A 25,681-nucleotide genomic window follows, 5' to 3' on the forward strand; every position below is an offset into this window, starting at 1 on the left:
TGGCTAACATTTGGCCTTTTGCAGGGCGACAAACTCCGCAAGTGTTTTCCCCGGTTCATCGACAAACCGCGCGCCGGTGTCGATCACCCGCTCAATCCGATCCACCCGAAACACCCGAAAATCCTGCCGCGTCTCACACCATGCCGAGAGGGTCCAAACACGCCCCCAATATTCTAGCTGAAGCGGGCGGATGACGCGGGTACTGGTCTGATCATCAAGTGCCTTATAGGTGATCCGCAGCCGCTTTTTCTCCCGCACCGCTTCACGCAATCCGGGCATATGGCGAAATCCGGCGGCGGCATCGGCAAAGGGGAACACCGCAAAGCCCCACCCGGCACTGGGCGGGCCGGAGTTTTCGGGCAGCACGGCGTCGATCTTGGCGGCAAGGCTTTGGGCGTTTTGCGCCAGTTCCGGGTCGGTCGCCTCGCTCAAAATCGCCACCGCCAAATGCAGCGCCTCCAATTCCCCCATGCTCAGGTTCATCGGCGGCAAGGTGATTGGGGAGGTGACCATATAGCCGACGCCGCGCTCGCCCTCGACGGGCACGCCCGAGGCCCGCAGCGTGGCCATGTCGCGCCAGATCGTGCGTTCCGAGACCTCAAGTTTTGCGGCCAGTTCATGGCCTTTGTGCAGCTTGCCGTCGCGTAGAATTTGAATGAGATCGAACAGGCGGTCGCTGCGCCGGATACCGGTTTGCTTGCGACCGCCTGCCATGGTTATGCCGCCTCGGCCGATGTGGTGCGGGCGAGGGTGATGGGGGCGTGGCCCATGCTCACCGTGTCGCGGTCCACCAGCGCCATGAACGCCTGTGCCTCAGGGGCGGCCATAAACCCGGCATCCGCCGCCTTGGCCGCGGCGTCATTGGCCCAGACATAGTGCTCATGCCAAAGCCCGCTTGCGTCCTTGTAAAGAGTGCGGGCGCGAAAGCCCTCGCACCGATCCAGGTAGCGTCTAGCCCCTTGGCCACCGCAGTGAGGTCGCTCTCGCTCACCCCGGCGATGGTGCGGAAGGTAACAGTTTCAATGATTTGAATATCAGACATAATGTCTCCGATTCGAGTTTCAACACCGTCACCATGGGCTGTTTCAACTGACATAAACCTGTCAGTAGTGTTTTTCTACCCCTGCCCATCGCGCCAATGTTGTGCATCGGGGCGGAATCCGTCGTTTTGGCCTTTTCCTTGGTCTCAGAGCCGCCTAATCCTATTTCTCGCGAGATTTGATCACCGGGCGCATCGCCCGCACCGATGGAGAACCACATGCTCAACAATATCGGCCTTCCCGGCCTCCTGCTCATCGCTGTCGTCGTTTTGGTCCTGTTTGGCCGCGGTAAGATTTCCGGCCTCATGGGCGAAGTCGGCAAAGGCATCACGTCGTTCAAAAAAGGCGTTTCTGAGGGCACCAAAGAGATCGAAGACGAAGCCGCACAGGTCGCAAAAGACGTCACCCCCGAAGAAGAAAAAGACAAGGTCTAAACCCTGTCTTTTGGCGGGACCAGTCTCGCCTTCGCCGGATCTGAGCCTCGTTTGGGGCGGGTCGATCCGCTTCTTTTGGGTTTTTGTGAAAAAGGCGTGTGCGCATGAGTGCTATCGTGATGCCGTCCATTCCGCTCTTCTTTGACATGGGCATGTCAGAACTTTTGGTCATCGGGGTCGTGGCGTTGATCGTCGTCGGCCCAAAGGACCTGCCGGGGATGTTCCGAACGCTGGGACGGTTCACGGCGCGGGCGAAATCCATGGCGCGGGAGTTTTCGCGGGCGATGGAAAGTGCTGCCGACGAGAGTGGGATCAAAGAGGCCTCGGACGCCTTCAAAGGCGCGACAAACCCAAAGAAATTCGGGCTTGATAAGCTCAACGAGGCGGCATCGACCTTTGAAAAATGGGACCCGATGAAGTCTTCTGATGGCAAGGCTGCGCCGAAAACGACGGCGCTCCAGAAAGATGAGCTGAGCCCCGAGCGAGCTGAGGCGGCCAAGAAAATTTCAGAGAGTGCGGCGAAGAAGGCGACCGAACGCAAAGCGGCTGAGGCAGAGGCGGCTGCGGCCCCCGTAAAGGCGCCTGCGGCGAAGAAACCGGCGGCAAAAAAGCCTGTTGCAAAGAAACCTGCAGCTAAGGCGACAGCGGCTAAGTCGGCTGTGGCCAAACCCGCCGCTGCAAAAAAGCCAACGGCCCCGAAAGCCGCCCCTAAAAAAGCGGCGGCCAAACCCGTCAAAGCCGCGAAGATGACCACATCGAATGAGGGCGAGGCATGAGCCAAACTGACAGCGATATCGAAGACAGCTCCGCCCCGTTGGTCGAACATCTGGCCGAGCTGCGCACCCGGTTGATCCGGGCCGCTTTGGCCTTTGTCGTGGCGATGGTGATCTGTTTTACCGTGGCCAGTCCGATCCTTGATTTTCTGCTGATCCCGATCGAAAAATCCATGCGCGCCTTGGGCAATCCGAACCCGGTGATGCAATACACCGCACCGCAAGAATATTTCTTTACCCTGATCCGCATTTCCATGGTCGGCGGGCTGGCTCTGGCCTTTCCAGTGATCGCCTATCAGCTTTGGCGCTTTGTCGCGCCGGGGCTGTACCGCAATGAAAAGAATGCATTCTTGCCCTTTCTCATCGCCTCGCCGGTGTTGTTCCTCATGGGCGCGGCTTTCGCGCAATATGTGGTTGTGCCGCTGGCGATGACGTTCTTTTTGGGCTTTGCCGATCTGCCCTCTTTTGTCGGCGCGCTTGTTGCCAATGGCGGCGATGTGGCGACCGCGACCAAGGACACGGGCATTGACATCGTGTTCAACGGGAAGGTGAATGAGAGCCTTGATATTACGTTGAAAATGATCGTGGCCTTTGGGTTGTGCTTTCAGCTTCCGGTGCTGTTGACCCTGATGGGTAAGGCCGGATTGGCCACGGCGCACGGGCTGCGCTCAACCCGCAAATATGCGGTCGTGGGCATCTTGACCGTCGCCGCCCTGGTCACGCCGCCGGATGTGACGACACAATTGATCCTGTTTGTCGTGGTCTATGGCCTCTACGAAATCTCCATCTTCCTCGTCGCCCGCGTTGAAAAGAAACGCACCGAAGAGCTGCGCGCCGCTGGCGTATTGGGAGAAGACGAAGACCTGTTCGGTGAGTTTGACGACGAGAAATGAGCGAGGTTGCCATGAGCAAAAAGACCCTCAAACGTATTGCGGAGGCCCTGGAACGTATGGCCCCCGCACCTCTGGCCGCACCTGATTTTGACGGGGCAGATGCCTATGTCTGGCACACCGAACCGGACGCGCTTGTGCCGGTTCAAAACGTGTCGCGGGTCGATCTGTCTCTGCTCGTCGGTGTGGATCGGTCGCGTGACACCTTGCTTGAAAACACCCGCCAATTCGCGCGCGGCCTATCGGCCAACAATGCGCTGTTGTGGGGGGCGCGGGGGATGGGCAAATCGTCCTTGGTGAAATCCGTTCATGCGGCTGTAGTGGCCGACGGGTTGGGCCTCAAGATCGTGGAAATGCAGCGCGAAGACCTTGGCACTGTGTCGCGGCTGTTGGCGCTTTTGCGCGGCTCCGAGTATCGGTTTTTGCTGTTTTGTGACGACCTGTCGTTTAGCCATGATGACGAACATTACAAATCGCTCAAAGCCGTGCTGGATGGCGGGATCGAGGGCCGCCCGGACAATGTGTTGTTCTATGCCACCTCAAATCGCCGGCACCTGATGCCGCGCGATATGATTGAAAACGAACGCTCTTCTGCGATCAATCCCTCGGAGGCGGTAGAGGAAAAAGTCTCGCTTTCGGATCGCTTCGGTCTATGGCTGGGCTTCCATCCCTGTTCGCAAGATGAGTATCTGACAATGATCCGGGGTTATTGTGACGCCTATGGGGTCGACATTGACGACGATTCGCTGCGCGCCGAGGCGGTGGAATGGCAAGCCACCCGCGGCTCGCGCTCTGGCCGGGTGGCGTGGCAATATTTCACGGATTTGGCTGGGCGCAAAGGCATCGCGCTTGGGTAAGTGAGGCTTTTACTCTCGGAAACATGAGCGGTCATCGGCGCTCCCGCCTGTACCGTAAAACAGATCAACGCCAATCAACCCAAAAGGCCGCGCATATCTCTGCGCGGCCTTTTGTCTTTACCGTGAAAAAATACTCAAACCCGTCAGTTCAAATAGGGCGTCGGATCGACGGTTTGTGTGCCTTTGAAGACCATGAATTGCAACGCGTTGAATTCGTTGGCTGTCACTTTTGCAATGGTCTGACCGCGTTTGACGCTGGCGCCCTTTTTCACCGAAATGCTGTCGATAAAGCTATAGGCGGTTTGCAGGCCGTCGCCGTGATCGACCACCATGATTTTCACCCCGTCGGCGTTGGTCGAGATCAATTTGACTGTCCCGTCCTTGGCCGCTTTCACCGGCGTGCCTGCGGGGGCGGAAAACAGGATGAATTTCGATTTAGTCTTGTCGTAATCGCGGATGATTGCGCCGGAGACGGGTTTGGCCATCTCTGAGTTTGACGTCTGTGTTGCGCCAAGGTCCGCGGCCGGTTTGGTGACCGCAGGGGCCGGTTTGGCCAAGTCCGGGTCCGGCAGGGGGGCGGCGGCAGAGGGCGGTGTGGGGGTGGCCGACCCTTTGCCCGGCTCGGTCGTGATGGCGGTCTCAGAGACGCCCTCGGAGGTTTTCACCGGGATCAAAAGATAGCGGCCCTCGGTGACAGCAAGGTCCGATCCAAGCCCGTTCCAATCGGCCAAGGCGCGTACGGAGACACCGTATTTGCGGGCGATGGAATAGGCGGTTTCGCCGCGCTGAACCTGGTGGCGGATCGGTTCCATACCGGCCACCGGTTCGGACGGATTGCTCTGGGCAATCGGCGTGGTGGTTGTTTTGGTCTCAGCGTCGGTGATGGCCTCATCTGCCAGAGCCGCGATGTCGATGCGTTCGCCCGTGGCAATGGTGCCGGTTGGGGTCGCGGTGGATTGGCCGTCGCCGATCCGGCGGGGCAACGCGATCACTTCGCCGGGGCGCAGGGTCACGTCCACCGGGATGCCGTTGTAGCGGGCCAATTCCGTCACGGGAAGGCCGACACGCGCCGCGACAGAACCGATCGTGTCGCCACGTTTGGCCACAACCACTTGGTAATTCGGATAAGAAATCACGCCTTGCGCGTTGGGCACAGGTTTGGCGGCGGTTTTGGCCTCGTTGGCGGCGGGGGCGGTCGAAAACGCATCGGTCAGACCGCGCATGTCAAAGTCGATCGGTTTGTCGCACGCACTCAGCGCCAAAAGGGCCGACCCCAGCAAAAGGGCGCGCATTCTGTTTTGCGCAGTTCCGCGCGTCTGTACCAAAGATGAAATCGTCATGGCTCTATCCTCAAGTCCTTGGGCTTTGCCCTCTGTTGGAGATTGGCCCCATGGCCGCCCCTGTCACCCCCTCTTGCGGAGGGTTCGTTTACTCCTGACCCATCCCCTCGACGAGGGGCACGAAGCGCACTGAACGGAGTTCTTCGTAGTCAAACCCGGTCTCGGTGCGTGTCACTTTGATAAGGCTTTGGACCGTGTCCGACTGCCCCACTGGTAAAACCATGATACCGCCTGTTTTGAGCTGCGCCAAGAGCGGGCCGGGAGGGTCCTCCGCGGCGGCGGTCACAAGGATGCGATCAAACGGTGCCTGATCGGGTAGGCCGTAGCTGCCATCAATCGCCATGGCAGTGATATTGACGATGCCGAGGCTGTCAAACACGAGTTGTGCCTCGCGCACAAGGCGCAGGTAGCGGTCCACGGTATAGACGCGGCGGGCCAGTTGGCTGAGGATCGCGGCCTGATAGCCGGAGCCGGTGCCGACCTCCAACACCTTATCGCGCGGTTGCACATTGAGCGCCTGTGTCATCAGCCCCACCACGGAGGGTTGCGAGATCGTTTGGCCACAGGCGATGGGCAGCGGCATATCCTCATAGGCGCGGGTGGCAAACAGGCCTTTGACAAAGACGCCGCGGTCGATTTTTTCCATGGCCTGAAGCGTGCGCCCATCGGTTACCCCTTTGGATCGGAGGGTGTAGAGGAACTGCATCTGCGCTTCGGGGTTCATGGTCATCAGACGGCTTTTTCCAAGGCGGAGAGGCCTTTGAGCATGTCATGCGCGGTCAGATCGGCACGCATTGGTGTGACCGAGATATGGCCGGCCAAATTGGCTGTCACATCGGTGCCGGGGCCGGTGTCGACCGATTGCTCGGACCCGCGCACCCACAAGAACCGCCGCCCGGTGGGCGAGACTTGGCCTTCGATGCCAAAGCCCGGCGTTTTCCGGCGGCCTTGGCGGCAAATGGCGAGGCCTTTGGTCTCAGAGGCCGGGAGAGGTGGAAAGTTCACGTTGTAAAACAAGGTGTAATCTGCGCCTTCGCCCCAGGGCGCTTGGGTCAGAAGCGTGTTGACCACTTCGGCCCCATGCACGGCAGCGCTTTCAAACATATCCTCAAGTGTGGCGTTTTGCGGTCCGAAGAATTGCGATAAGGCAATGGCTTTCACGCCTTGTAGCGCCGCTTCCATTGCGCCGCCGATCGTGCCGGAATACATCACGTTTTCACCCGCGTTATTGCCCCGGTTGACGCCAGAGAGCACCAAATCCGGCCGCTGCGGCAAGATGTCATGCAGCCCGGCCAAAACGCAATCGGCAGGCGAGCCTTCGGCAGCCCAGCGGCGCGGGGCAATCTCGGTGATCATGGTCGGGTGAGAATAGGAAATGCAATGCGCGACGCCGGATTGTTCAAACGCGGGGGCGACGACCCAGACCTCGCCTTCGGGACCGGCAACCGTATGGGCGATGGCCTCAAGCGTTTTGAGGCCCGGCGCATTGATGCCGTCATCGTTGGTGATCAGGATGCGCATGGAGGGGCCCTTTTGTCTGACTGGCACTTGTCTTCCTTTCCTCCTTAAAGCAGGCTCGGAATCGCGGCAAGGTCAGTGGCCCGCCGCAGCCCTGATATTTATGGCGTTTCGGGAAAAACCTGAGGTCTAAAGGTGCCGCAACACGCCTTTTGTGAACTGGAGAGAGTATGTCTGTAACCGCCCCACGCCCCGTGCTCGACGCAATCGCCGTGACCGCCACCGACATGGCGCGATCTGTGGCGTTTTATCGCCTATTGGGGTTTGATTTCGACGGGGTCGAGACCAATGCCGATCACGTCGAACCCAACACCGTGCCGGGGTCGGTGCGGTTGATGATTGACGCGGCGACATTGTCGGAAACACTGATCGGGGAAAAGCCACGGCCCGCGAACCATTCGGGTTTTGCCATGCTCTGTGCCGCGCCGACAGAGGTGGACCGGGTGGCGGGCGAGATTGCAAGCGCCGGGTTCACCGTGGTGGACGCCCCTTGGGATGCGTTTTGGGGCCAACGCTACGCCACCGTGGCGGACCCGGATGGCTACAAGATCGACCTGTTCGCGCCTTTGTAATCCGTGGCCGTCATCAGCGGCACTCAGATCAGCCCGATCTCTTTGAGCAAACGCGGCGCTTCGTCGCGCGGATGGGTCAGCGTGGCGCGGTCTTCGCCGGGGAAAAACCGCGCGCGGGTGCCCGTCGGCATCGGGCGCGGGGACAGCACATGAATGCGCGGCGCTTTTTCGACATGTGCGACCTCGGCCTGCCAACTTTTGGCCATGGCAATCTGCGCGGCTTTCGATGCCCCGTAGGCGCCAAAGAATTTCTCGCCCGCATGCGGATCGTCGAAAAACAGCACATCGGCGGGGGTGGGGGCCATGTTCAAAAGCGGCGAAATCATCGGCATCAACTTGCCCGTGGCGGTCACATTGGTGCCGATGGTGCGGTCAAAGTCTTTGGGGTCGATGTGATCGGCAGGCGACAGAAGCTGTGCGTAGATCGCCGTGTGCGCCCACAGGTCGAGATGCCCCCAGCGGTCAAAAATGCCACGACACAGATGCGCCATCGCGTCCGGATTGGTCACATCCATCGGGGCCAATGTGGCGTCGCCGCCTTTGGCTTTGATCCGGTCGTCCAACTCTTCGAGCGCGCCTGTGGTCTTGGCAACGGCGACGATGTGATAGGCCGGGGCCAGAGCTTCGGCAAGGAAAAAGCCAAGTCCGCGTGATGCGCCGGTGATGAGGGCGACTTTTGTGTGGTCTGTCATGTGTTCTTCCCAGTCATCAGGGCCGGAGGGAGGCCAGTTTGGACGCCAAATAAGAGGCCAAATTAGAGGCCAAATCAGAGGGATGTGTGCGGGGAAATTGCGGCGCGGTCAAGGGGCGGTGAGATCGGCGCGCGCAAGTGTCCCACTGGCCTCATAGAGTGTCAGAAGATCGTCAAAGGACATATCCGCGATGCCCGTCAGTGTGACGCTGGGCCGCGCGGAGCCATCGTCAAAGCTCAGCGTCAGAGCGCTGTCTTGGGCGGCCAAAGGCGACAGATCATTGGCCAGACTGGCGGGTGTGTCTTCGGGCAGGGGGCCACCGTCAAGATGTTGAAGATAGGCGTAAAACACCGGATGCGGCACCTCGGCCCAAAGCGCGATCACCAAAGCATCCTCTGCGCCGCGAATGGGCAGGGTAAGCGTGGCGCGCAGATACCGTGTTTCATCCAAGCGGCAGAGTTCCGAGGCCAATTGATCCGCGCCCTCTTTGACAAAGGCCAGATCGCCACGCGGCGCATGGGGCCACTCAGACGGATGATCAAAGCCAATGTCAATCACCCCGCCTTTCGCCATAAGGGCGCGCCAGCGGGGATCAAGATCGAGGATGGAGGCCACTTATTCGGCGGCCTTCAGTTTGAAGCCTTTGTCGATCATATCGGAAGGCACCACCGGGTATTCGCCGGAGAAACAGGCGTCGCAATAGCGCGGGGCGGTGGCATCGCGGCCTTCGGCCACGCCTGCCGCGCGATACAAGCCGTCGAGCGAGATGAACTGAAGGCTATCGACGCCCAAATGCACGCGCATTTGTTCGACCGACATGTATGCGGCCAGCAATTTGTCGCGATCCGGCGTGTCGACGCCGTAAAAACAGGGCCACATGGTCGGCGGAGAGGCGATGCGGAAATGGACCTCGGCCGCGCCTGCGTCCAATAGCATGTCTTTGATCTTTTGCGAGGTTGTGCCGCGCACCACCGAGTCATCGACCAGAATGATCCGTTTGTCGCGGATCAGTGCACGGTTGACGTTCAATTTCAGACGCACCCCCATGTTGCGGATCTGCTCCGATGGCTCAATAAACGTCCGCCCCATATATTGGTTGCGGATGATGCCCATGCCGTAGGGGATGCCGGATTGAAACGCATAGCCGATGGCGGCGGGCGTGCCGGAGTCGGGCACCGGACAGACCAGATCGGCCTCCACAGGCGCTTCAATCGCCAATTCCACGCCGATCTGACGGCGGGTTTCATAGACGGAACGCCCCTCTAAGATGCTGTCGGGACGGGAAAAATATACATGCTCAAAGATGCAGAACCGCGAGGGTTTCGGCTCAAATGGTTTCGAGCTTTGGACTTTGCCATCCGAGATCACCACCATTTCGCCGGGCTCAATCTCGCGGACAAATTCCGCGCCGATGATGTCGAGCGCGCAGGTCTCAGATGAGAGCACATAGCCTTTGTCGCCGACCTTGCCCAACACGAGGGGGCGTACACCGCGCGGATCGCGGACACCAATGAGTTTGGTGCGGGTCATGGCGACGACGGAAAACGCACCTTCGACCCGGCGCAGCGCGTCTTTCATCCGCTCAGGGATGTTGCGTTGCAGCGAGCGGGCCATCAGGTGGATGATGCATTCCGAATCCGAGCTGGATTGGAAAATCGATCCACGTTCGATCAACTCGCGGCGCAGGGCGACGGCGTTGGTGATATTGCCGTTGTGGGCAATCGCAGCCCCGCCCATGGCGAATTCACCAAAGAACGGTTGCACATCGCGGATCGCGGTGTTGCCTTTGGAGCCTGCCGTGGAATAGCGCACATGGCCGATGCCGATCGGTCCGGGCAGGGTTTCCATCACTTTTTGGCTGGTGAAATTGTCGCGGACATAGCCAAAGCGGCGCGCCGATTGAAACCCGGCCTCGGTATCATAGGTGACGATCCCGCCGGCTTCCTGGCCGCGATGCTGAAGCGCATGCAGGCCAAGGGCGATAAAAGAGGCGGCATCGGCAACGCCAACGGCGCCGAAAACGCCGCATTCCTCTTTTAATTTGTCATCGTCAAAAGGGTGAGCGGGGGGCATTTCGAGCATCTCGGTCAAGCTCCGAATCCTACGCTGTGCGGTTCGTCCCACCCTTTAAGACCTAAGAGGCCCAGTGTCACGAAAGGATCACAAAAGATTTCATCACTTCTTGTGCTCCAGTCGTGAGACGGGCGGGTTCCGTGGCTCTTAAGGTGGGGTTTATGAAAAGGGCGGCTGCTTTTGATCGGTGCCGCCCGAAGGGATGGTGATTTACTCAGTACAGGTCGAAACCAAGGATTGATAGCGCGAGGTGATCCAATCTGGCGCATCCTCGGGCAGGCTCTCGTCCAGCTTATCTTGCGAGCGGGCAAAAACTTTGGCGGTGCGCGAGTCTTCCAACACGGCGATTGGGTCGCCAGTCGAGACGCGGTCAACGATGACCAAAGCGATGGCGACCAAAATGATGCCACGGATCACGCCGAACAGGAAACCAAGCCCCTGATCCACCCCGCCCAAGGCAGAGCGTTGCACGGCGGAGGAAAACAGCGGTGAAAAAATCGACACGACGATCAAAGCCACGGCGAACACCGCGAAAAAGCCAGTGATTACCGAGAGTTCGCAAGATCCAGAGATGTAATCGCCCAGATAGGGCACTTCTTTGACCAAAGGCACGGCTTTGGGGGCAAACATGTAGCCAAGGATCGCGGCGACGATCCATCCGGCAATCGCCATGCCTTCGCGCACAAACCCGCGTGAATAGGCCAGGATCGCCGATACGACGATGACCAATGCGACGATGCCGTCGATGATTGTAAAGCCTTCCATGGCGCCTCTCTTTTGAACTCTGAGCGCGTTAGCCCGCGCCAAAAACCTCTCCGACAAACCCCACCAGATCGCTCATCTGCCGGACGTCCATGCCGCTTTTTTCCCCGGCCTTGGAACGGGCGGGGGCGATGGCCGATGAAAAACCAAGTTTTTTGGCTTCTTTCAACCTGTTTTCGGTCTGACCAACGGGTCGCAAGCTCCCTGAGAGCGAAAGTTCCCCGAAAACCACACAATCTTTTGGCAAAGCCTGATCTTCGCGGGCCGAAATCAACGCCGCCGCCACCGCCAGATCGGCGGCAGGTTCCGACACTTTCATCCCACCTGCCACGTTCAGATAAACGTCCAGCCCGGCAAAGGGAATACCACATCGGCTTTCGAGCACCGCCAGGATCATCGCCAAACGTGATCCGTCCCAGCCCACAACTGTGCGCCGGGCTTGGGCGTGGGGCGAGGGGGCGACGAGCGCCTGGAATTCGACCAACACCGGCCGCGTGCCCTCGATCCCGGCAAAAACCACCGATCCCGGCACCGGTTGATCGCGTTCGGACAGAAAGAGCGCGGAGGGGTTGGTCACTTCGCGCAACCCATCGCCGGTCATTTCAAACACGCCAATCTCATGCGCCGGGCCAAAGCGGTTTTTGACCGCGCGCAAGAGCCGGAAATGATGCCCGCGCTCGCCTTCAAAATAGAGCACCGTGTCGACCATATGCTCGACCACGCGCGGCCCGGCGAGTTGCCCATCCTTGGTGACATGGCCGACCAAAACCACCGAGACACCGCGCGATTTGGCAAAAGTCACCAATTCATGCGCCGCCGCGCGCACCTGAGACACCGATCCCGGTGCGCTTTCAACATTGTCGGCCCACATGGTTTGGATCGAGTCGATGATCACCAAATCGGGCATTTCCGCCTCAAGCGTCGTCAAAATATCGCGCAGGTTGGTTTCCGCCCCGAGCCGCACCGGCGCATTGCCAAGGCCCAACCGTTGCGCCCGCATCCGCACTTGGGCGGCGGATTCCTCGCCGGAAATATAGATGACCTTCAGTCCCGCCATGGCAAATTTCGCCGCCGCTTGCAGCAAAAGCGTTGATTTGCCGATGCCCGGATCGCCGCCGACCAAGATGGCCGAAGATGGCACCAAGCCGCCGCCCAAAACCCGGTCGAACTCGGTCAGGCCGCAGGAGGTGCGTTTGGGCGGGGCTTCTTTGTCGGACAGGGCGGAGAGCGGGATTTCCTTGCCGCGCAGCCCACCCAACGTCTTTTTCGCCGGACCCGAGGCCGACAACGGTTTTTCCTCGGAAATGGAGTTCCATTCGCCACAGCCGTCACAGCGCCCGGACCATTTGGTCGTCACCGCCCCGCAATTGGAACAGACGAAATTCTTTTGTGCCTTGGCCATTCTGGCGCTCCCTGTTCGTTCTTGCTTCGTTCTAGTCTTTCAAGGGGTCGCCGCGCAAGTCTTCGGGTTTTACCGTGGTGAAAATACTCAAAGCCAGACTGAGCAAAACACAAAAGGTAAAAAGGTAAAGCCCCCAACCGATCTCAAGCCGCCCAACGCCGATGCCTTTGATGACCGTGATGTAAATTGCGATCAAGAACACATCCGCCATGGCCAGTCGGCCAAGGTGAAACAGCCAGGGTTTGACCCGCGCGGGGAGGCGGTTCGAGATCAGTGCTTCGAGGGAGAGCACCTTGGCGATGGGGGCGAGAATGGCGAAGAGCACAACGATGAGGGCAAGAAAGACGTCGGTCTGCCAAAGACCCGCAATGCCAGAGAGAACCGAAATTTCGGAGAGGCCAAACAGCGGCAAAAACCCCGCCCGCATCAGCGGCGCGACCCAAGCAACGGGGAACAGGATCAACAGGGAGAGATTGAGACGGCGGAGGGTAAGCTGGGTGCGGCGAGACAAGAGCAACCTCACCGAACCGTTTCAATCGGCCCATGCGCCGAGCCGGTGATGAATTGGGTGAGATACGGGTCGTTTGCCGTGTCCATTTCCGCCACGGGGCCGTGCCAACGGATTTTGCCGCCGTGCAACATCGCCACCTTGTCGGCGATCGCGCGCACCGAGGTCATGTCATGGGTGATGGTCAGCGCGGTCGCGCCCATTTCCACCACGATCTCGCGGATCAATTCATTGATCACCCCGGCCATGATCGGGTCCAATCCGGTGGTCGGTTCGTCAAAGAAAATGATCTCGGGATCGGCGGCGATGGCGCGGGCAAGGCCCACACGTTTTTGCATCCCGCCCGACAGCTCGGCGGGAAATTGATCGGCCACATCGGGCGACAACCCGACCCGGCGCAGTTTTTCAATCGCGATCTCGCGGGCCTCATGGCGGGGCCGTTTCAACGAGCCGCGCAACAGGCGAAAGGCGACGTTTTGCCAGACCGGAAGGCTGTCAAACAGGGCCGCGCCTTGGAACAACATGCCAAACCGGGCCAAAAACGCATCGCGGTCGCCACTGGCGCTGACCTCTTCGCCATCGACCGTAATCGTGCCTCGGTCCGGGGTCACAAGGCCCAGAATGCATTTGAGCATGACCGATTTCCCGGTGCCCGATCCGCCGATGATGACACAGCTTTCGCCGCGCTCCACCGTCAGGTTGACACCGCGCAGGATCTGTTTTGCGCCAAAGGATTTATGAACGTCGGTGAGCGTGATCATGCGGCAAAAAACGCCTGTGTCAAAAGGAAGTTGGCAGCCAGAATCAATACGGCGGCGGCAACGACAGAGGATTTGGTCGCCTGACCTACGCCCTGTGCGCCCCGGCCCGAATTCATCCCGAAATAACAGCCCATCAACGTGGCGATGACGCCAAACGCTGCGCCCTTGACCAATGAGGACACGATGTCGGGCATCTCAAGGAAATCTATGGTGTTTTTGAGGTAGGTGGCGGAGTTGAAATCGAGCGACTTGATCGCCACGAACCAGCCGCCAAACACCCCTACTGTGTCGCCCACTGCGACCAGAAACGGCACGGTCAACAGCCCGGCCAAAACGCGCGGGGCGGTGAGATATTTCATCGGGTGGGTCGAGAGGGTGACCAGCGCGTCGATTTGTTCGGTGACTTTCATCGTGGCGATTTCGGCAGCAATCGACGAGGTGACCCGTGCGGCCATCATCAGTCCGACCATCACCGGGCCGAGTTCGCGGACCACGCCCAAGGCGACGATTTGCGGCACCACCTGTTCGGCCGAAAACCGCGCGCCACCGGCATAGATTTGCAACGCCAAAGCCCCCCCCGTAAACAGCGCGGTCAGGCCGACAACGGGCAAGGACAGATAGCCGACATTCATCAAGGCGTGAAAGAATTCGCGGCTGTAGAACGGCGGCGTGAGGATGTGGCGAAAGGTCGAGAGCGTGAACAGCGTCAAGCGGCCGACGGCGGCAAACGTCCCCAACACCGCAGCCCCCAAACGGGCCAGCAGGTGCAAGATAGGATTGGCCGCGCGCGTGGTGCTCATCCAATATACCGCCGCAGATAGCGTCCGCCCAAAGAGGTCAGGATTTCATAGCCGATCGTGCCCGCCACATCGGCCAGATCATCGACCGTTTGATGCGCGCACAAGAGATCAAGCGATTTGGGCACATGGTCCAGATGGGTGATGTCCACCGTGATCAAATCCATCGACACCCGGCCGACCAACGGGCAGGGGGTGTCGCCGTCAAACAGCACCGCAGCGTTGGAGATTTTGCGCGAAATACCATCGGCGTAACCGGCGGAAATCGTGGCGATCCGGGTGGGGGCCTCGGCGGTCCATGTGTTGGAATAGCCGACGGTTTCATTGGGCGCGACATCACGGGTCTGGATCACGGGGCATTCGAGGCGCACCACGGCTTTGCTGTCCTCATAGGGCAAGCCGCCGTAAAGGCCGATGCCCGGACGCACCAGATCGAAATGATAGTCCGGCCCAAGCAAAATACCGCCCGTGGCCGACAAGGCGCGCGGCACGGTCAAGCCCTCGGTCATCTCGCGGAAGGTCGCCAATTGGTGCGCATTCATCGGGTGGTCCGGCTCATCGGCACAGGCCAGATGCGACATGATCAGATCGGGGCGGGCTTTGATCACCAGGTCTTTGACCGCCTCCCATTCGGGCGCCTCAAGGCCCAGACGGTTCATCCCGGTGTCGAGTTGAATGCCGAAGGGTGCGCCGGGGAGGGCTTCGAAATGGCGGGTGATTTGATCCAGGGAATTGAGCATCGGCACAAGATGCATATCCGCGATCATGTCGGTGTCACCGGCCATATGACCACCAAATACGCCGATCCAGGGCGAGGGACCGATGGCCGCGCGCAGGGCCACACCCTCTTCGGCGGCGGCCACGAAAAACTTTTTCACGCCCGCTTTGACCAGCGCCCGCCCGACCTTGGCCACGCCAAGCCCGTAAGCGTCCGCTTTGATCACGGCGGCGGTTTCCACAGAAGGGGCGGTCAAACGATCCAGCGCCCGCCAATTGTCGGTCAGAGCCGTGAGATCAATATGTAAAACAGATGTAGCCATGGCGTTTTTTGACCCTCCACGCGCCTCTGTGCAAGCGTAAAACCAGACGCAAGCTCAAAACACGCCGGGGGCGGGTCCGATGTCCTTATGTAATGGGTCTTAGTATTCGGGTTCGTTTTGTTGCCAAGGCTGAACAAGGTTGCCAAAGCGGGTGAATTCCGCCTCAAAGCTCAGTTCCACCGTGCCAATCGGACCGTGACGTTGTTTGCCAAGGATGACTTCGGCCTTGCCGTGCAGCCGTTCCATATCCTCGACCCAGCGTGTCGTGGCCTCCATGTCATGCTCTTCGGGCTTTTCGCGCTCTTTGTAATATTCGCCGCGATAGACAAACATCACCACATCGGCGTCTTGCTCGATCGAACCGGATTCACGCAAATCCGAAAGCTGCGGTCGTTTGTCATCACGGCTCTCCACCGTCCGGCTGAGCTGCGACAGCGCGATCACCGGGATGTTGAGTTCTTTGGCGATGGCTTTGAGGCCCATGGAAATCTCGCCGATCTCCTGCACCCGGTTGCCTTGGCTGCGTGCGGTGCCGCGCACCAGTTGCAAATAGTCGATGATCAACAGGTCCAACCCATGTGTGCGCTGCAGCCGCCGGGCGCGCGCCGCCAATTGCGAAATCGGAATGGCCGGGGTGTCGTCGATATAAAGCGGGCAGGTCTCAAGCGTTTTGGCGGCCTCGACAAAGCGGCGAAACTGATCCTCGGTCATGTCGCCCTGGCGAATTTTATGCGACGAAATCTCGGAGGCCTCGGCCAAAATCCGCGCCGCCAGCTGTTCGGCGCTCATCTCAAGCGAATAGAACCCAACAACCCCGCCTTCGACCGCGCCCGTGCGGCCATCCGGCAGCGTGCCCTTTTTATAGGCCTTGGCGATGTTAAACGCGATGTTGGTGGCCAGCGAGGTTTTGCCCATCGACGGACGTCCAGCCAGAATGATGAGGTCGGATTTGTGCAAGCCGCCCATCTTTTTGTCGAGATCGTTGAGGTGGGTCTGAATCCCCGCCATGCCGCCACCGCGCTCATAGGCGGCGTTCGCGTTGAGCACGGCTTGGGTGACGGCGGAGAGGAAGGAGGTGAAGCCCGTTTCGCCCTTGCCCTGCTCGGCCAGCGTGTAGAGCCGCTGTTCGGCGGCCACGATTTGTTCGCCCGGATCGCGGATGTCGGAGCCGGAGGCGGCAGAACCCGCAATCTCATTGCCAAGCTCAATCAACTGTCGGCGCAGGAACAGATCATAGATCAACTGGGCGTAATCACGCACTGCATAGGTCGAAATGGCACTCGCCGCCAGACGCGCCAAATAGGCCGGGCCGCCCAACTCTTTGAGGCCTTCATGGTCCTCCATATAGGCTTTCAACGTCACCGGAGAGGCGAGCATATTCTTTTGAATGCGCTCCTGAGCCTTCTCGTAAATGTCTTTGTGCACCGGGTCGAAAAAATGGTCGGGCGAGATGATCGAAGCGATTTTGTCGAACACGTCGTTGTTGGTCAAAAGCGCGCCCAGAAGTTGCTGTTCGGCCTCGATGTTGTGGGGCACAGCACCCGCATAGGAGGTGATCACCGACGGTGTTGCCGCGTCCGTTTTGTCGCTGCGCGCATCCTGAAGTGTGGCGATGTCATTCATCCGGCTGGCCCTCTTTATGATCCTGCGAGTCGCGTGTTGCTCGCGGGTTTGGATTTCATAGCCGCCCGCGCGCCGGGTTTCAAAATGTATAACGTGTGGATAACTGGGTCACAGATGCACTTGGCGAGCTAACTCGGCTGTTTACAAAGAAAAACGCCGCCCCGAAGGGCGACGCACAAATTTCGGGCGCGGATTTTCGCCGCTTTATGCCTTTTTATTGGCCTCTTGCCACTCGCGTGGGGCGTTGAGGAATTTCTCCACCTCTGCGAGCGTTTCTGCGTCAAAGGCGCGTTGGCGTTTGGCTTCGGCCAAAACATCCCACCATGTACACAGGCTGATGAGCTTCACGCCATGATCGCCCAGCGTCTTTTCCGTCTCCGGGAAAATCCCGTAGTAAAAAATCACCGCCGTCCAGCCGCAAGTCGCGCCCGTCTCGCGGATTGCATCCACGAAAGACAATTTCGATCCGCCATCTGTGGTCAAATCCTCGACCAACAACACCCGTTCGCCTTCGGACATTTGCCCTTCGATCCGGGCATTGCGGCCATAGCCTTTGGGCTTTTTGCGCACATAGGTCATCGGCAGGGCCAAACGTTCGGCCACCATCGCGGCAAAGGGAATGCCCGCCGTTTCGCCGCCCGCGATATTGTCAAACGCCTCAAATCCGGCCTCGCGCATGACGGAAACCGAGAGGAAATCCATCAAGGTCGAGCGAATGCGCGGGTAAGAGATCAGCTTGCGACAGTCGATATAGGTCGGGCTGGGCAGGCCGGAGGCCAGTGTGAAGGGCTCGCGCGCATTGAAATGCACGGCCTTGATTTCCAACAACATCCGCGCCGTCAAACGGGCGATTTCGGTCTCGTCAGGAAAGGAGGAGGGGATCATCTGGCGGTCTCTTTCGTCTTAGGCCTCGACGCTCCAATGGAGCGGCATTTGCGGGTCAAATACGGTCACGGGACCGTTTTCGGTGTCGATTTTGGCGGGGTAGCGGACCGGATTGCCCCGGCGCAGCGTGATCGTTGCCTCATTGAGCGGCAGGCCATAGAATGTCGGCCCGTTGATCGAGGTGAAAGCTTCGAGGGCGTCCAGTTTCCCCTCTTTTTCAAACACTTCGGCGAGGATTGACATGGTGTTCGTGGCGGTGAAACATCCCGCACACCCACATGCGGTCTCTTTCGCCCCGTCCAAATGCGGTGCGGAATCGGTGCCCAAAAAGAACTGTTTGTCGCCAGAGGTCGCCGCCTCCACCAAAGCCAAACGATGCGTTTCACGTTTGGCCACGGGCAGGCAATAATAATGCGGTTTGATCCCGCCCACGAGGATGTGGTTGCGGTTGATCACAAGGTGATGCGTGGTGATCGTCGCGCCCAGACCCTCATCCACAGAACGGGCGTAATCGACGCCGTCCTTCGTGGTGATATGCTCCATGACCACTTTGAGGCCGGGGGTGGTGCGGCGGATCGGGTCGAGCACGGTGTCGATGAACACTTTTTCACGATCAAAAATATCCACGTCTGGTGTCACCACCTCGCCATGGATACACAGCGGCAGGCCGATCTCGGCCATTTTTTCCAACACGGCGCGCACGTTTTCAAAATTCGTGACACCCGAGGCCGAATTGGTCGTCGCCCCCGCCGGATATAATTTCACCGCTTTCACCAAGCCGCTGGCATGGGCCATGGCCACGTCTTCAGGGTCTGTTTGCTCGGTCAAATAGAGCGTCATCAACGGCTCAAACTGACCTTTGCGCGGGTTCGCTTTGAGGATGCGCTCGCGGTAGGCGGCTGCATCGTCGCCGGTGACCACGGGGGGCACAAGGTTCGGCATCACGATTGCGCGGGCAAAATGACGTGTGGTTTCGGGCAAAATGGCGTTGAGCATCGCGCCATCGCGCAGATGCAAATGCCAATCGTCGGGGCGGCGGAGGGTGAGTGTATCGATCATGCCCCTGAATTACCGCGTTCCGGCACAAAGCACCAGATGGCAGTTTGTGCTTATTTTTTAAGCGGATGGTCAGTTTTCGCGGCGATTGTGTACAATCGGGCGGCTCCGGGATTGAAGCCTCTGCCGGGCCAAGGCTAGCGTGGTGACGACTTGGAGACTTGGATGCTCGATACCTCACTTCAAACCCCGCCCCAAACCGCGGTGCCAACCATGCAGCGTGTGCGTGGGCGTGCGCTTGTGGTCATGGGCATGAATGGGTTGAAGGATTTGCACCAATCCGGCTCCGCAAAAGCAATGTTGCCGCGGGTGCACACCAAAGTGCCAGAGGTGGTTTTTCTCAATACATCCGGTGGGTTAACCGCCGGGGATCAGTTGGATTACACGCTTGAGGTTGAGGCGGGCGCGGCGCTTGTTGGCACCACACAAACCGCCGAGCGCGCCTATGCCTCTGTTGCCCATGGTGCGGATGCCGATGTCTCTGTGCGCCTGATTGCCGGGGCGGGGGCGCGGCTCGATTGGTTGCCGCAGGAAACCATCTTGTTTGAAAATGCGCGTCTCAATCGACGCACTTGTGCCGAGATCGTCGGGGACGCACGGTTTGTCTCTGTCGAGTCGCTGATCTTTGGCCGTGCTGCCATGGGTGAGACGCTGCAAACGCTGCATCTGCGGGACCGTCGCGAAATCCGCCGCAATGGGCGGCTTGAGTTTTTGGAACCGCTCGAGATCGACGCCGCCCTTTTGGCCGCGCGCGATCATGCGGTGACGCTCGGCGGGGCGCGCGCGGTAGCGACCATTGGGATGTTCGCGCCGGGTGCCGAAGCCTTGGCCGATCTGGTCAAACAGACGGCGCAAGAGGGCGTGAGCGCCGGGGTGTCGGGCTGGAACGGCAAACTTGTGATCCGAGCGATGGCGCCGGATGGCTATCCGCTGAGGCGCTATGTTGCGCGGGTTTTGAAGCAGATCAGAGGTGTGGACCTGCCGCGCGTCTGGCAAATGTGACTTGAATCAAACGAGGGACGACCATGAACCTGACCCCGAGGGAAAAGGACAAACTATTGATCTCTTTGGCCGCGATGGTGGCGCGTGGGCGCCTTGCGCGGGGCGTGAAGCTGAACCATCCCGAGGCCATCGCGTTGATCACCGATTTCGTCGTCGAAGGCGCGCGGGACGGCAAAATGGTGTCCGAACTGATGCAATCTGCGGCACATGTCGTGACCAAAGACATGTGTATGGAGGGCATCGCCGAGATGATCCCCGAGGTGCAAGTCGAGGCGACTTTCCCGGATGGCACCAAATTGGTCACCGTCCATCACCCCATTCGTTAAGGAGACCGTCATGATTCCAGGTGAGTATTTCATTGCTGAGGGCGACATCGAGTTGAACGCGGGCGCTGAGGTGACCGTGCTTGAGGTCTCCAACACCGGCGATCGCCCGGTGCAGGTCGGCTCACATTACCATTTCTATGAGACCAACGCCGCGCTGTCCTTTGACCGCGACGCCGCACGCGGCAAGCGGCTCGACATTGCGGCGGGCACGGCGGTGCGGTTCGAGCCGGGTCAAACCCGCGAAGTCAGCCTTGTGCCGCTGTCTGGCAAGCGCGAAGTCTACGGCTTCAATCAGCAAGTGATGGGTGCGTTGTGATCCGTAAAGCTCTGATACTGATTGCGTTTTGCGGACCTGCCTTGGCGGAAGAGCCGCAGGTGGATTGCGACAATGCAATGACGCAAACCGACATGAACATCTGTTCCTATCAGGATTATCAAGCTGCGGATGTGGAGCTTAATGAGACCTACGCATGGGCCATGGATCGCGCCAAAGGCTATGGCCAAACCGCTGCTGATGCGTTGAGGACCGCGCAACGGGCGTGGATTCCCTATCGGGACGCTGCCTGTGAGGCGGAGGCGGTGCTCTATGAGGGCGGGTCGATCCAGCCGCTGATCATGAGCAGTTGTTTGGCAAGTTTAACACGGCAGCGCACGGACGAGATGCGCTCTGCCTATCAGACGTACTGAGAGGGACCGAGATGCCTGCAAAAATTTCCCGCGCGACTTATGCCGATATGTTTGGCCCCACCACGGGCGACAAGGTTCGGTTGGCCGACACGGATTTGATCATCGAGGTCGAGCGCGACCTGACGGGCCCTTATGGCGAAGAGGTCAAATTTGGCGGTGGCAAAGTGATCCGCGATGGCATGGGACAGTCGCAATTGTCGCGCGCCCAAGGGGCCGTTGACACGGTGATCACCAACGCGTTGATTTTGGATGTGACCGGGATTTTCAAGGCCGACATCGGTCTCAAAAGCGGGCGCATCGCCGGGATCGGTAAGGCCGGGAACCCCGACACCCAGCCGAATGTTGACATCATCGTCGGACCCGGGACCGAGGTGATCGCGGGCGAAGGCCGGATCATCACGGCGGGCGGCTTTGACAGCCACATCCATTTTATTTGTCCGCAACAGATTGAAGATGCGCTGCATTCTGGCCTGACCACGATGTTGGGCGGCGGCACAGGGCCGGCGCATGGCACTTTGGCCACCACCTGTACCCCCGGTCCGTGGCATATCGGTCGGATGTTGCAGGCGCTGGACGGTGTGCCGATGAACATCGCATTGGCGGGTAAGGGCAACGCGAGCCAACCGCAGGCGTTGGTCGAAATGGTCAAAGCGGGCGCGGCGGCGCTGAAGCTGCACGAGGATTGGGGCACCGCGCCCGGTGCGATTGATTGCTGTCTGTCCGTGGCCGATGACATGGACGTTCAGGTGATGATCCACACGGATACATTGAACGAATCCGGCTTTGTCGAGAATACGGTCAAGGCGATGAAAGGCCGTACAATCCACGCGTTTCACACCGAAGGCGCGGGCGGGGGGCACGCCCCCGACATCATCAAAGTGGTGGGGGAGGAGCATGTGATCCCGTCCTCCACCAACCCGACACGGCCCTACACGGTCAACACGTTGGAAGAGCATCTCGACATGCTCATGGTCTGTCACCACCTCGACAAATCCATTCCCGAAGATGTGGCTTTTGCTGAATCGCGCATTCGCAAAGAAACCATCGCCGCCGAAGACATCCTGCATGATATGGGCGCGTTTTCGATCATCGCCTCCGACAGTCAGGCGATGGGGCGAGTGGGCGAAGTCTTGATCCGCACCTGGCAAACGGCGGATAAGATGAAGAAACAACGCGGTCGCTTGTCGGACGAGACGGGCGACAATGACAACGTTCGGGTGAAGCGCTATATTGCGAAATATACGATCAACCCGGCCATTGCCCATGGGATGAGCCGCGAGATTGGGTCGATCGAGGTCGGCAAACGCGCCGATTTGGTGATGTGGTCACCGGCGTTCTTTGGTGTGAAACCGGAGATGGTGCTTTTGGGCGGCTCAATTGCCGTGGCGCAAATGGGCGATCCGAATGCCTCAATCCCAACGCCGCAGCCCGTCTATACCCGCCCGATGTTTGGCGCCATGGGGCGCGCGGTGGAACATTCCGCCGTGTTGTTCGTCTCTGCCGCCGCTCAGGCCGAAGGCATCAGCGCCTCTTTGGGTCTGCACAAACAAACCGTGGCGGTGGAGAACACCCGCAAGATTGGTAAGTCGTCGATGGTGATGAACACGGCGACGCCCAAGATCGACGTGAACCCGGAAACATACGAGGTGCGCGCTGATGGGGAGTTGTTGACCTGTGAACCCGCCTCTGAATTGCCGATGGCGCAGCGCTATTTTCTGTTTTGAAGGGCGTGTTTGGATCGATCTCAGGGCCGATACTTTAATGGTGTTCGATCACGTCAAACTCCTCGCTCGCGGTTTGCGGCAGCATGAAGGCGTCGGCCTCATCGCGCGGTTCGGTGCGGATCGAGGTGACGTGTTTGGTCGCGTAAAAGCGGTTGTCGTTGAGGATGCTGTCCGGCAGCTTGGAAATATCGAACACTTGATAGGCGGTGCGCGACACCACGACATCGTAGGAAAATCCGACAAAGCGGCCAGTGTCGTTCATCTCGATAAAGCGCGCCTCCAGCGCGGTTTCGCGGGCGCGCAATTCGGCGATTTTGGCGCGTATATTGGCCAGTTCGTCGGCCGGGGATCGGGTCATGAACATCGTGTGTCTCCTTCTGGATTCATCATGGCGTGGTTGGGCGGGATATTGCGCTCGGGTCAACCGCCCGAGATCGCGCGGGATGTGGCGAAGGCGGCGGGCAGGTCGTCACTCAGATCAAATTTGCCAAGCTCCACCTGTAAATCCATTTCGGTTTCAAGCCTTTGGGCCTCGCTCAGCGCTTCGGACAAGGTCACCGGATCAAGCGGCGCGTCGGCATCCGCAAGGGCCTGTGCGATCTCTTCTTCGTGCAGACCGGCCATAGGTTGCAGATGCGCATGGGTCGTGGGACGCAGATCGCGCGGGGTCTCACATTCGGGGGCTCCATCCGCCGTTACATCCAGGTATGTTGGGGGGCTCGGCGTTTGGGGCGCGTCTTTGAGGCCAAATGGATCTTCGCTGGTGACGGTGATCTTCTCCTCTGGTCGGGGGGCAGGTGCGTCGCGCGCAAAAGGGGGGAGGTCAGGTGCTGCGACATTGATGTCTTCAGGGCTGTCGACCGCTTCAAATCTGTCGCTGAGGTCCAGCATGTCACCGATCGGGTCCCCTTCATTCACGGGCGCCCCGATGGTGCGCATTTCGGTGGGGGAAGGTGTCACAGAGCCTCTGGCTGTCGTCGCGGGTTCTGATGCAATGCTGACTTCAATGAGGCGATCATCAATGAGGCGATCATCCGAGGTTTCCTCCAAACCTCCGAACCCGACGTCCATCTCCTCGGTCTTGAAAACCTGTTCTTGCGGCAGATCATCTGTGATCTCGGGAAAATCCATGGAGTCGGCCCTTTGCTCAGGGGGCACATCGACAGGCCCATCAGAGGGGCGCGCCTCCGGGGTGTCGGTGAGGGCGGGGTCCAGGTGTGAGACCGGCGCGGGGAGGGCAGAGGGCACAGCGGCGGCTGTTGTTTTCGGCCAGATCAACACAACGGTTTCAGCCTGCTCGATGAGAAGGCTTGGATCGAGAAACACCTCTTTCGGCAATTTTCCAAGATCAACCCGGCGCGGGCGGCGCTGTTCGATCACGGCATCGCGGGAGGTGCCACAGACGCGCATCCCGCCGGTCTGTGTGGCAAAACTGCGGATTTCGTCGCAAAGCTCCGCCTCGCGGTTGCGGAGGCGTTCGATATGCGCGCGCACAGTGGCCAATTCGTCCACGGCCTCTAAAGCGGGATGATCATGGGGAGGCAAAGTCATGGCGTCACAACGGTTATGGGGTCAAAGGATATGGGCTTAGAACTCATGGTCTGGGTCTCCTTGGCCTCTATTTGGGGGCGAGTCGGTTAAGAAAGTCCCAATTCTTGAAGGAGAGTATGAAATGAGCGCGATGAAAGCCTTTGACGTGCTGCCCGGCGGCGGCTCTGGGGCCACAGACACCGTCAGCGACACGGTTGCGTTAACCTATGATCAACGGTTGGTGCGCCGCAAAAAGCTGATGACAGCGGCAGGGGAGGCGATTTTTCTCGATCTGCCGCAGACCATTTCGTTGCAGGCTGGCGATGGTATCCGGCTTGAGGACGGACGGGTCATCGGAGTGGTGGCCGCTGAAGAGGCGCTTTTGGCCATCACCGGGGATACGGTGACGCGCTACGCGTGGCACATTGGCAACCGCCATACGCCTTGCGAAATCGCGCCGGATCGTTTGATCATTCAACGCGACCCGGTGCTGAAGGCGATGTTGGAACAGTTGGGGGCAGAGGTGCACGACATTATTGCGCCGTTTAGCCCGGAAGGCGGGGCCTATGGTCATGGTCGCACCATGGGGCATGAGCATGGGGGGCATGAACATATGGGGCATGTGCACGGCGACCACGGCCATGACCACCCCCATACGCATAACCATGATCACCACCACGAGCATGCCCACGACCATTCCCACGATCACCCCCATGACTGACCAAAGCCTGCTCACCCTGACCCAATGGCTCTCACCGGCGTTTCCGCTGGGCTCTTTCGCCTATTCCCATGCGCTGGAATTGGCGGTCACGGAGGGAGTGGTGAGCGATGGCGCAAGCCTTGAGACATGGTTAACGCTGACGCTGCAAAAGGGCGGTGGCCGGGTTGACGCCTGGCTGTTGTCGATGGTGGTGCAGGGCGCGGATGTGGAGGAGATGGCGGCACTGGCAGAGGCTTTGGCTGGCACGCGCGAGCGCTGGCACGAAACCTATGAACAGGGCGCGGCCTTTGCCAGAACCGTGGCGCAGATGGGCGGCTCCCAGGCCCCGGCACGGGCTTTGCCGGTGGCGGTGGGGGGGGCGGCGCGCGCGCTTGATTTGCCTGTCAAAACGGTGATTTCACTTTATCTTCATAGCTTTACCTCCAATCTTGTGTCCGCCGCCGTGCGCTTTGTCCCTTTGGGGCAGGCGGTGGGGCAGACGGTTTTGTCAAACCTGCACAGCATGATCGCGCAAGTGGCCGAAGAGGCTTTGGCCGCGACGGAGGCGGGGTTGACGACCGGGGCTTTTGCCGGCGATCTGATGGCGGCGCGACACGAAGATATGGATGTGCGTATTTTTAAAACCTGAGAGCCCATCAGGATCACCACTCAAGATCAACAGGAGACAG

31 protein-coding genes are annotated in these 25,681 nt (G+C 59.6%); 12 read left to right on the forward strand and 19 right to left on the reverse strand.

Annotated elements, in window-relative coordinates; all coding sequences use genetic code 11:
- Positions 1 to 3 precede the first annotated feature (3 nt).
- Together C8029_RS10865 and C8029_RS10870 are read right to left on the reverse strand one after the other, a co-directional pair.
- A complete protein-coding gene (locus tag C8029_RS10865) occupies positions 4 to 714 on the reverse strand; it encodes a helix-turn-helix transcriptional regulator (RefSeq protein ID WP_009570839.1) in 711 nt (236 codons plus the stop codon).
- A gap of 273 nt (positions 715 to 987) precedes the next feature.
- Positions 988 to 1,266 carry a hypothetical protein gene (locus C8029_RS10870; RefSeq protein ID WP_152002897.1) on the reverse strand — a complete coding sequence of 93 codons (279 nt, stop codon included), beginning with the start codon at positions 1,264 to 1,266 and terminating at the stop codon, positions 988 to 990.
- On the opposite strand from C8029_RS10870, the gene C8029_RS10875 reads away from it, so the two are divergent.
- The 4 genes from C8029_RS10875 (at position 1,259) to C8029_RS10890 (ending at position 3,994) form a co-directional block, all read left to right on the forward strand.
- Positions 1,259 to 1,474, forward strand: a complete 216-nt coding sequence (locus C8029_RS10875) for a twin-arginine translocase TatA/TatE family subunit (protein WP_009570837.1) — start codon at positions 1,259 to 1,261, stop codon at positions 1,472 to 1,474. The two genes, C8029_RS10870 and C8029_RS10875, sit on opposite strands and share 8 nt — an antisense overlap.
- Before the next feature lie 104 nt (positions 1,475 to 1,578).
- On the forward strand, positions 1,579 to 2,250 hold the full coding sequence (gene tatB, locus C8029_RS10880) for a Sec-independent protein translocase protein TatB (protein ID WP_009570836.1): 672 nt from the start codon (positions 1,579 to 1,581) through the stop codon (positions 2,248 to 2,250).
- Positions 2,247 to 3,140: a twin-arginine translocase subunit TatC gene (gene tatC, locus C8029_RS10885; RefSeq protein ID WP_009570835.1), complete on the forward strand. Its 894-nt coding sequence runs from the start codon at positions 2,247 to 2,249 to the stop codon at positions 3,138 to 3,140. Before tatB ends, tatC begins: the two co-directional genes overlap by 4 nt.
- An 11-nt stretch (positions 3,141 to 3,151) precedes the next feature.
- Positions 3,152 to 3,994, forward strand: coding sequence for an ATP-binding protein (locus tag C8029_RS10890; RefSeq protein WP_152002898.1), 843 nt, complete (start codon positions 3,152 to 3,154; stop codon positions 3,992 to 3,994).
- A gap of 143 nt (positions 3,995 to 4,137) precedes the next feature.
- Here the strand turns inward: C8029_RS10890 and C8029_RS10895 are convergent, their stop codons facing one another.
- The 3 genes from C8029_RS10895 to surE form a co-directional block, all read right to left on the reverse strand.
- Positions 4,138 to 5,334 (reverse strand): LysM peptidoglycan-binding domain-containing M23 family metallopeptidase, encoded by a 1,197-nt coding sequence (locus tag C8029_RS10895; RefSeq protein ID WP_009570833.1) that lies wholly within the window; start codon positions 5,332 to 5,334, stop codon positions 4,138 to 4,140.
- An 88-nt stretch (positions 5,335 to 5,422) separates the two neighbouring features.
- On the reverse strand, positions 5,423 to 6,064 hold the full coding sequence (locus C8029_RS10900; RefSeq protein WP_009570832.1) for a protein-L-isoaspartate(D-aspartate) O-methyltransferase: 642 nt from the start codon (positions 6,062 to 6,064) through the stop codon (positions 5,423 to 5,425).
- Entirely contained in the window at positions 6,064 to 6,855 is a 792-nt protein-coding gene (surE, locus tag C8029_RS10905; RefSeq protein WP_009570831.1) for a 5'/3'-nucleotidase SurE, read from the reverse strand. The genes C8029_RS10900 and surE overlap by 1 nt, the downstream gene beginning before the upstream one ends.
- A gap of 167 nt (positions 6,856 to 7,022) precedes the next feature.
- On the opposite strand from surE, the gene C8029_RS10910 reads away from it, so the two are divergent.
- Complete coding sequence (locus C8029_RS10910; RefSeq protein WP_152002899.1) at positions 7,023 to 7,424, forward strand: VOC family protein; 402 nt, start codon at positions 7,023 to 7,025, stop codon at positions 7,422 to 7,424.
- Between the two features lie 23 nt (positions 7,425 to 7,447).
- On the opposite strand, the gene C8029_RS10915 is transcribed toward C8029_RS10910, so the two are convergent.
- The 12 genes from C8029_RS10915 to pyrC all read right to left on the reverse strand — a co-directional run bounded on the left by C8029_RS10915 (position 7,448) and on the right by pyrC (position 19,026).
- Positions 7,448 to 8,116, reverse strand: a complete 669-nt coding sequence (locus tag C8029_RS10915) for an SDR family NAD(P)-dependent oxidoreductase (protein ID WP_152002900.1) — start codon at positions 8,114 to 8,116, stop codon at positions 7,448 to 7,450.
- Between the two features lie 108 nt (positions 8,117 to 8,224).
- Complete coding sequence (locus tag C8029_RS10920) at positions 8,225 to 8,731, reverse strand: DUF2199 domain-containing protein (protein ID WP_152002901.1); 507 nt, start codon at positions 8,729 to 8,731, stop codon at positions 8,225 to 8,227.
- Positions 8,732 to 10,198 carry an amidophosphoribosyltransferase gene (gene purF, locus C8029_RS10925; protein WP_152002910.1) on the reverse strand — a complete coding sequence of 489 codons (1,467 nt, stop codon included), beginning with the start codon at positions 10,196 to 10,198 and terminating at the stop codon, positions 8,732 to 8,734.
- 201 nt (positions 10,199 to 10,399) lie between these two features.
- Positions 10,400 to 10,954: a CvpA family protein gene (locus C8029_RS10930; RefSeq protein WP_009570826.1), complete on the reverse strand. Its 555-nt coding sequence runs from the start codon at positions 10,952 to 10,954 to the stop codon at positions 10,400 to 10,402.
- Between the two features lie 28 nt (positions 10,955 to 10,982).
- The gene (gene radA, locus C8029_RS10935; RefSeq protein WP_009570825.1) at positions 10,983 to 12,353 is read right to left on the reverse strand and encodes a DNA repair protein RadA; all 1,371 of its coding nucleotides are present in this window, start codon (positions 12,351 to 12,353) and stop codon (positions 10,983 to 10,985) included.
- 31 nt (positions 12,354 to 12,384) lie between these two features.
- Complete coding sequence (locus C8029_RS10940; protein WP_152002902.1) at positions 12,385 to 12,864, reverse strand: paraquat-inducible protein A; 480 nt, start codon at positions 12,862 to 12,864, stop codon at positions 12,385 to 12,387.
- 8 nt (positions 12,865 to 12,872) lie between these two features.
- Positions 12,873 to 13,622, reverse strand: coding sequence for an ABC transporter ATP-binding protein (locus C8029_RS10945; RefSeq protein ID WP_009570823.1), 750 nt, complete (start codon positions 13,620 to 13,622; stop codon positions 12,873 to 12,875).
- Positions 13,619 to 14,422, reverse strand: coding sequence for an MlaE family ABC transporter permease (locus tag C8029_RS10950; protein ID WP_152002903.1), 804 nt, complete (start codon positions 14,420 to 14,422; stop codon positions 13,619 to 13,621). Before C8029_RS10950 ends, C8029_RS10945 begins: the two co-directional genes overlap by 4 nt.
- A complete protein-coding gene (alr, locus tag C8029_RS10955; protein WP_009570821.1) occupies positions 14,419 to 15,459 on the reverse strand; it encodes an alanine racemase in 1,041 nt (346 codons plus the stop codon). The genes C8029_RS10950 and alr overlap by 4 nt, the downstream gene beginning before the upstream one ends.
- A gap of 99 nt (positions 15,460 to 15,558) precedes the next feature.
- Positions 15,559 to 17,082: a replicative DNA helicase gene (locus C8029_RS10960; RefSeq protein ID WP_009570820.1), complete on the reverse strand. Its 1,524-nt coding sequence runs from the start codon at positions 17,080 to 17,082 to the stop codon at positions 15,559 to 15,561.
- A 204-nt stretch (positions 17,083 to 17,286) separates the two neighbouring features.
- Positions 17,287 to 17,967: an orotate phosphoribosyltransferase gene (locus tag C8029_RS10965; RefSeq protein WP_009570819.1), complete on the reverse strand. Its 681-nt coding sequence runs from the start codon at positions 17,965 to 17,967 to the stop codon at positions 17,287 to 17,289.
- An 18-nt stretch (positions 17,968 to 17,985) separates the two neighbouring features.
- Entirely contained in the window at positions 17,986 to 19,026 is a 1,041-nt protein-coding gene (gene pyrC / locus C8029_RS10970) for a dihydroorotase (RefSeq protein ID WP_009570818.1), read from the reverse strand.
- A gap of 162 nt (positions 19,027 to 19,188) precedes the next feature.
- On the opposite strand from pyrC, the gene C8029_RS10975 reads away from it, so the two are divergent.
- Genes C8029_RS10975 through ureC form a run of 5 tightly spaced genes read left to right on the forward strand, consistent with a single transcriptional unit; the run spans position 19,189 to position 22,762 of the window.
- Entirely contained in the window at positions 19,189 to 20,025 is an 837-nt protein-coding gene (locus C8029_RS10975; RefSeq protein WP_009570817.1) for an urease accessory protein UreD, read from the forward strand.
- 23 nt (positions 20,026 to 20,048) lie between these two features.
- A complete protein-coding gene (locus C8029_RS10980) occupies positions 20,049 to 20,351 on the forward strand; it encodes an urease subunit gamma (RefSeq protein WP_009570816.1) in 303 nt (100 codons plus the stop codon).
- A 10-nt stretch (positions 20,352 to 20,361) separates the two neighbouring features.
- The gene (locus C8029_RS10985) at positions 20,362 to 20,667 is read left to right on the forward strand and encodes an urease subunit beta (protein WP_009570815.1); all 306 of its coding nucleotides are present in this window, start codon (positions 20,362 to 20,364) and stop codon (positions 20,665 to 20,667) included.
- Positions 20,664 to 21,038 carry a lysozyme inhibitor LprI family protein gene (locus tag C8029_RS10990; protein WP_009570814.1) on the forward strand — a complete coding sequence of 125 codons (375 nt, stop codon included), beginning with the start codon at positions 20,664 to 20,666 and terminating at the stop codon, positions 21,036 to 21,038. The genes C8029_RS10985 and C8029_RS10990 overlap by 4 nt, the downstream gene beginning before the upstream one ends.
- A gap of 11 nt (positions 21,039 to 21,049) precedes the next feature.
- Positions 21,050 to 22,762, forward strand: a complete 1,713-nt coding sequence (ureC, locus tag C8029_RS10995; protein WP_152002904.1) for an urease subunit alpha — start codon at positions 21,050 to 21,052, stop codon at positions 22,760 to 22,762.
- A 34-nt stretch (positions 22,763 to 22,796) separates the two neighbouring features.
- On the opposite strand, the gene C8029_RS11000 is transcribed toward ureC, so the two are convergent.
- Positions 22,797 to 23,120 (reverse strand): hypothetical protein, encoded by a 324-nt coding sequence (locus tag C8029_RS11000; protein ID WP_152002905.1) that lies wholly within the window; start codon positions 23,118 to 23,120, stop codon positions 22,797 to 22,799.
- Between the two features lie 62 nt (positions 23,121 to 23,182).
- Entirely contained in the window at positions 23,183 to 24,313 is a 1,131-nt protein-coding gene (locus C8029_RS11005) for a hypothetical protein (RefSeq protein WP_152002906.1), read from the reverse strand.
- Between the two features lie 121 nt (positions 24,314 to 24,434).
- Between C8029_RS11005 and C8029_RS22730 the strand changes: the two genes are divergently transcribed.
- Entirely contained in the window at positions 24,435 to 25,013 is a 579-nt protein-coding gene (locus tag C8029_RS22730; protein WP_009570810.1) for an urease accessory protein UreE, read from the forward strand.
- A complete protein-coding gene (locus C8029_RS11015; RefSeq protein WP_152002907.1) occupies positions 25,006 to 25,641 on the forward strand; it encodes an urease accessory protein UreF in 636 nt (211 codons plus the stop codon). The genes C8029_RS22730 and C8029_RS11015 overlap by 8 nt, the downstream gene beginning before the upstream one ends.
- Positions 25,642 to 25,681: the final 40 nt, after the last annotated feature.

Source organism: Roseobacter sp. TSBP12 (genome assembly GCF_009129705.1).
In the GTDB taxonomy this organism is placed as follows: Bacteria; Pseudomonadota; Alphaproteobacteria; order Rhodobacterales; family Rhodobacteraceae; genus Celeribacter; species Celeribacter baekdonensis_A.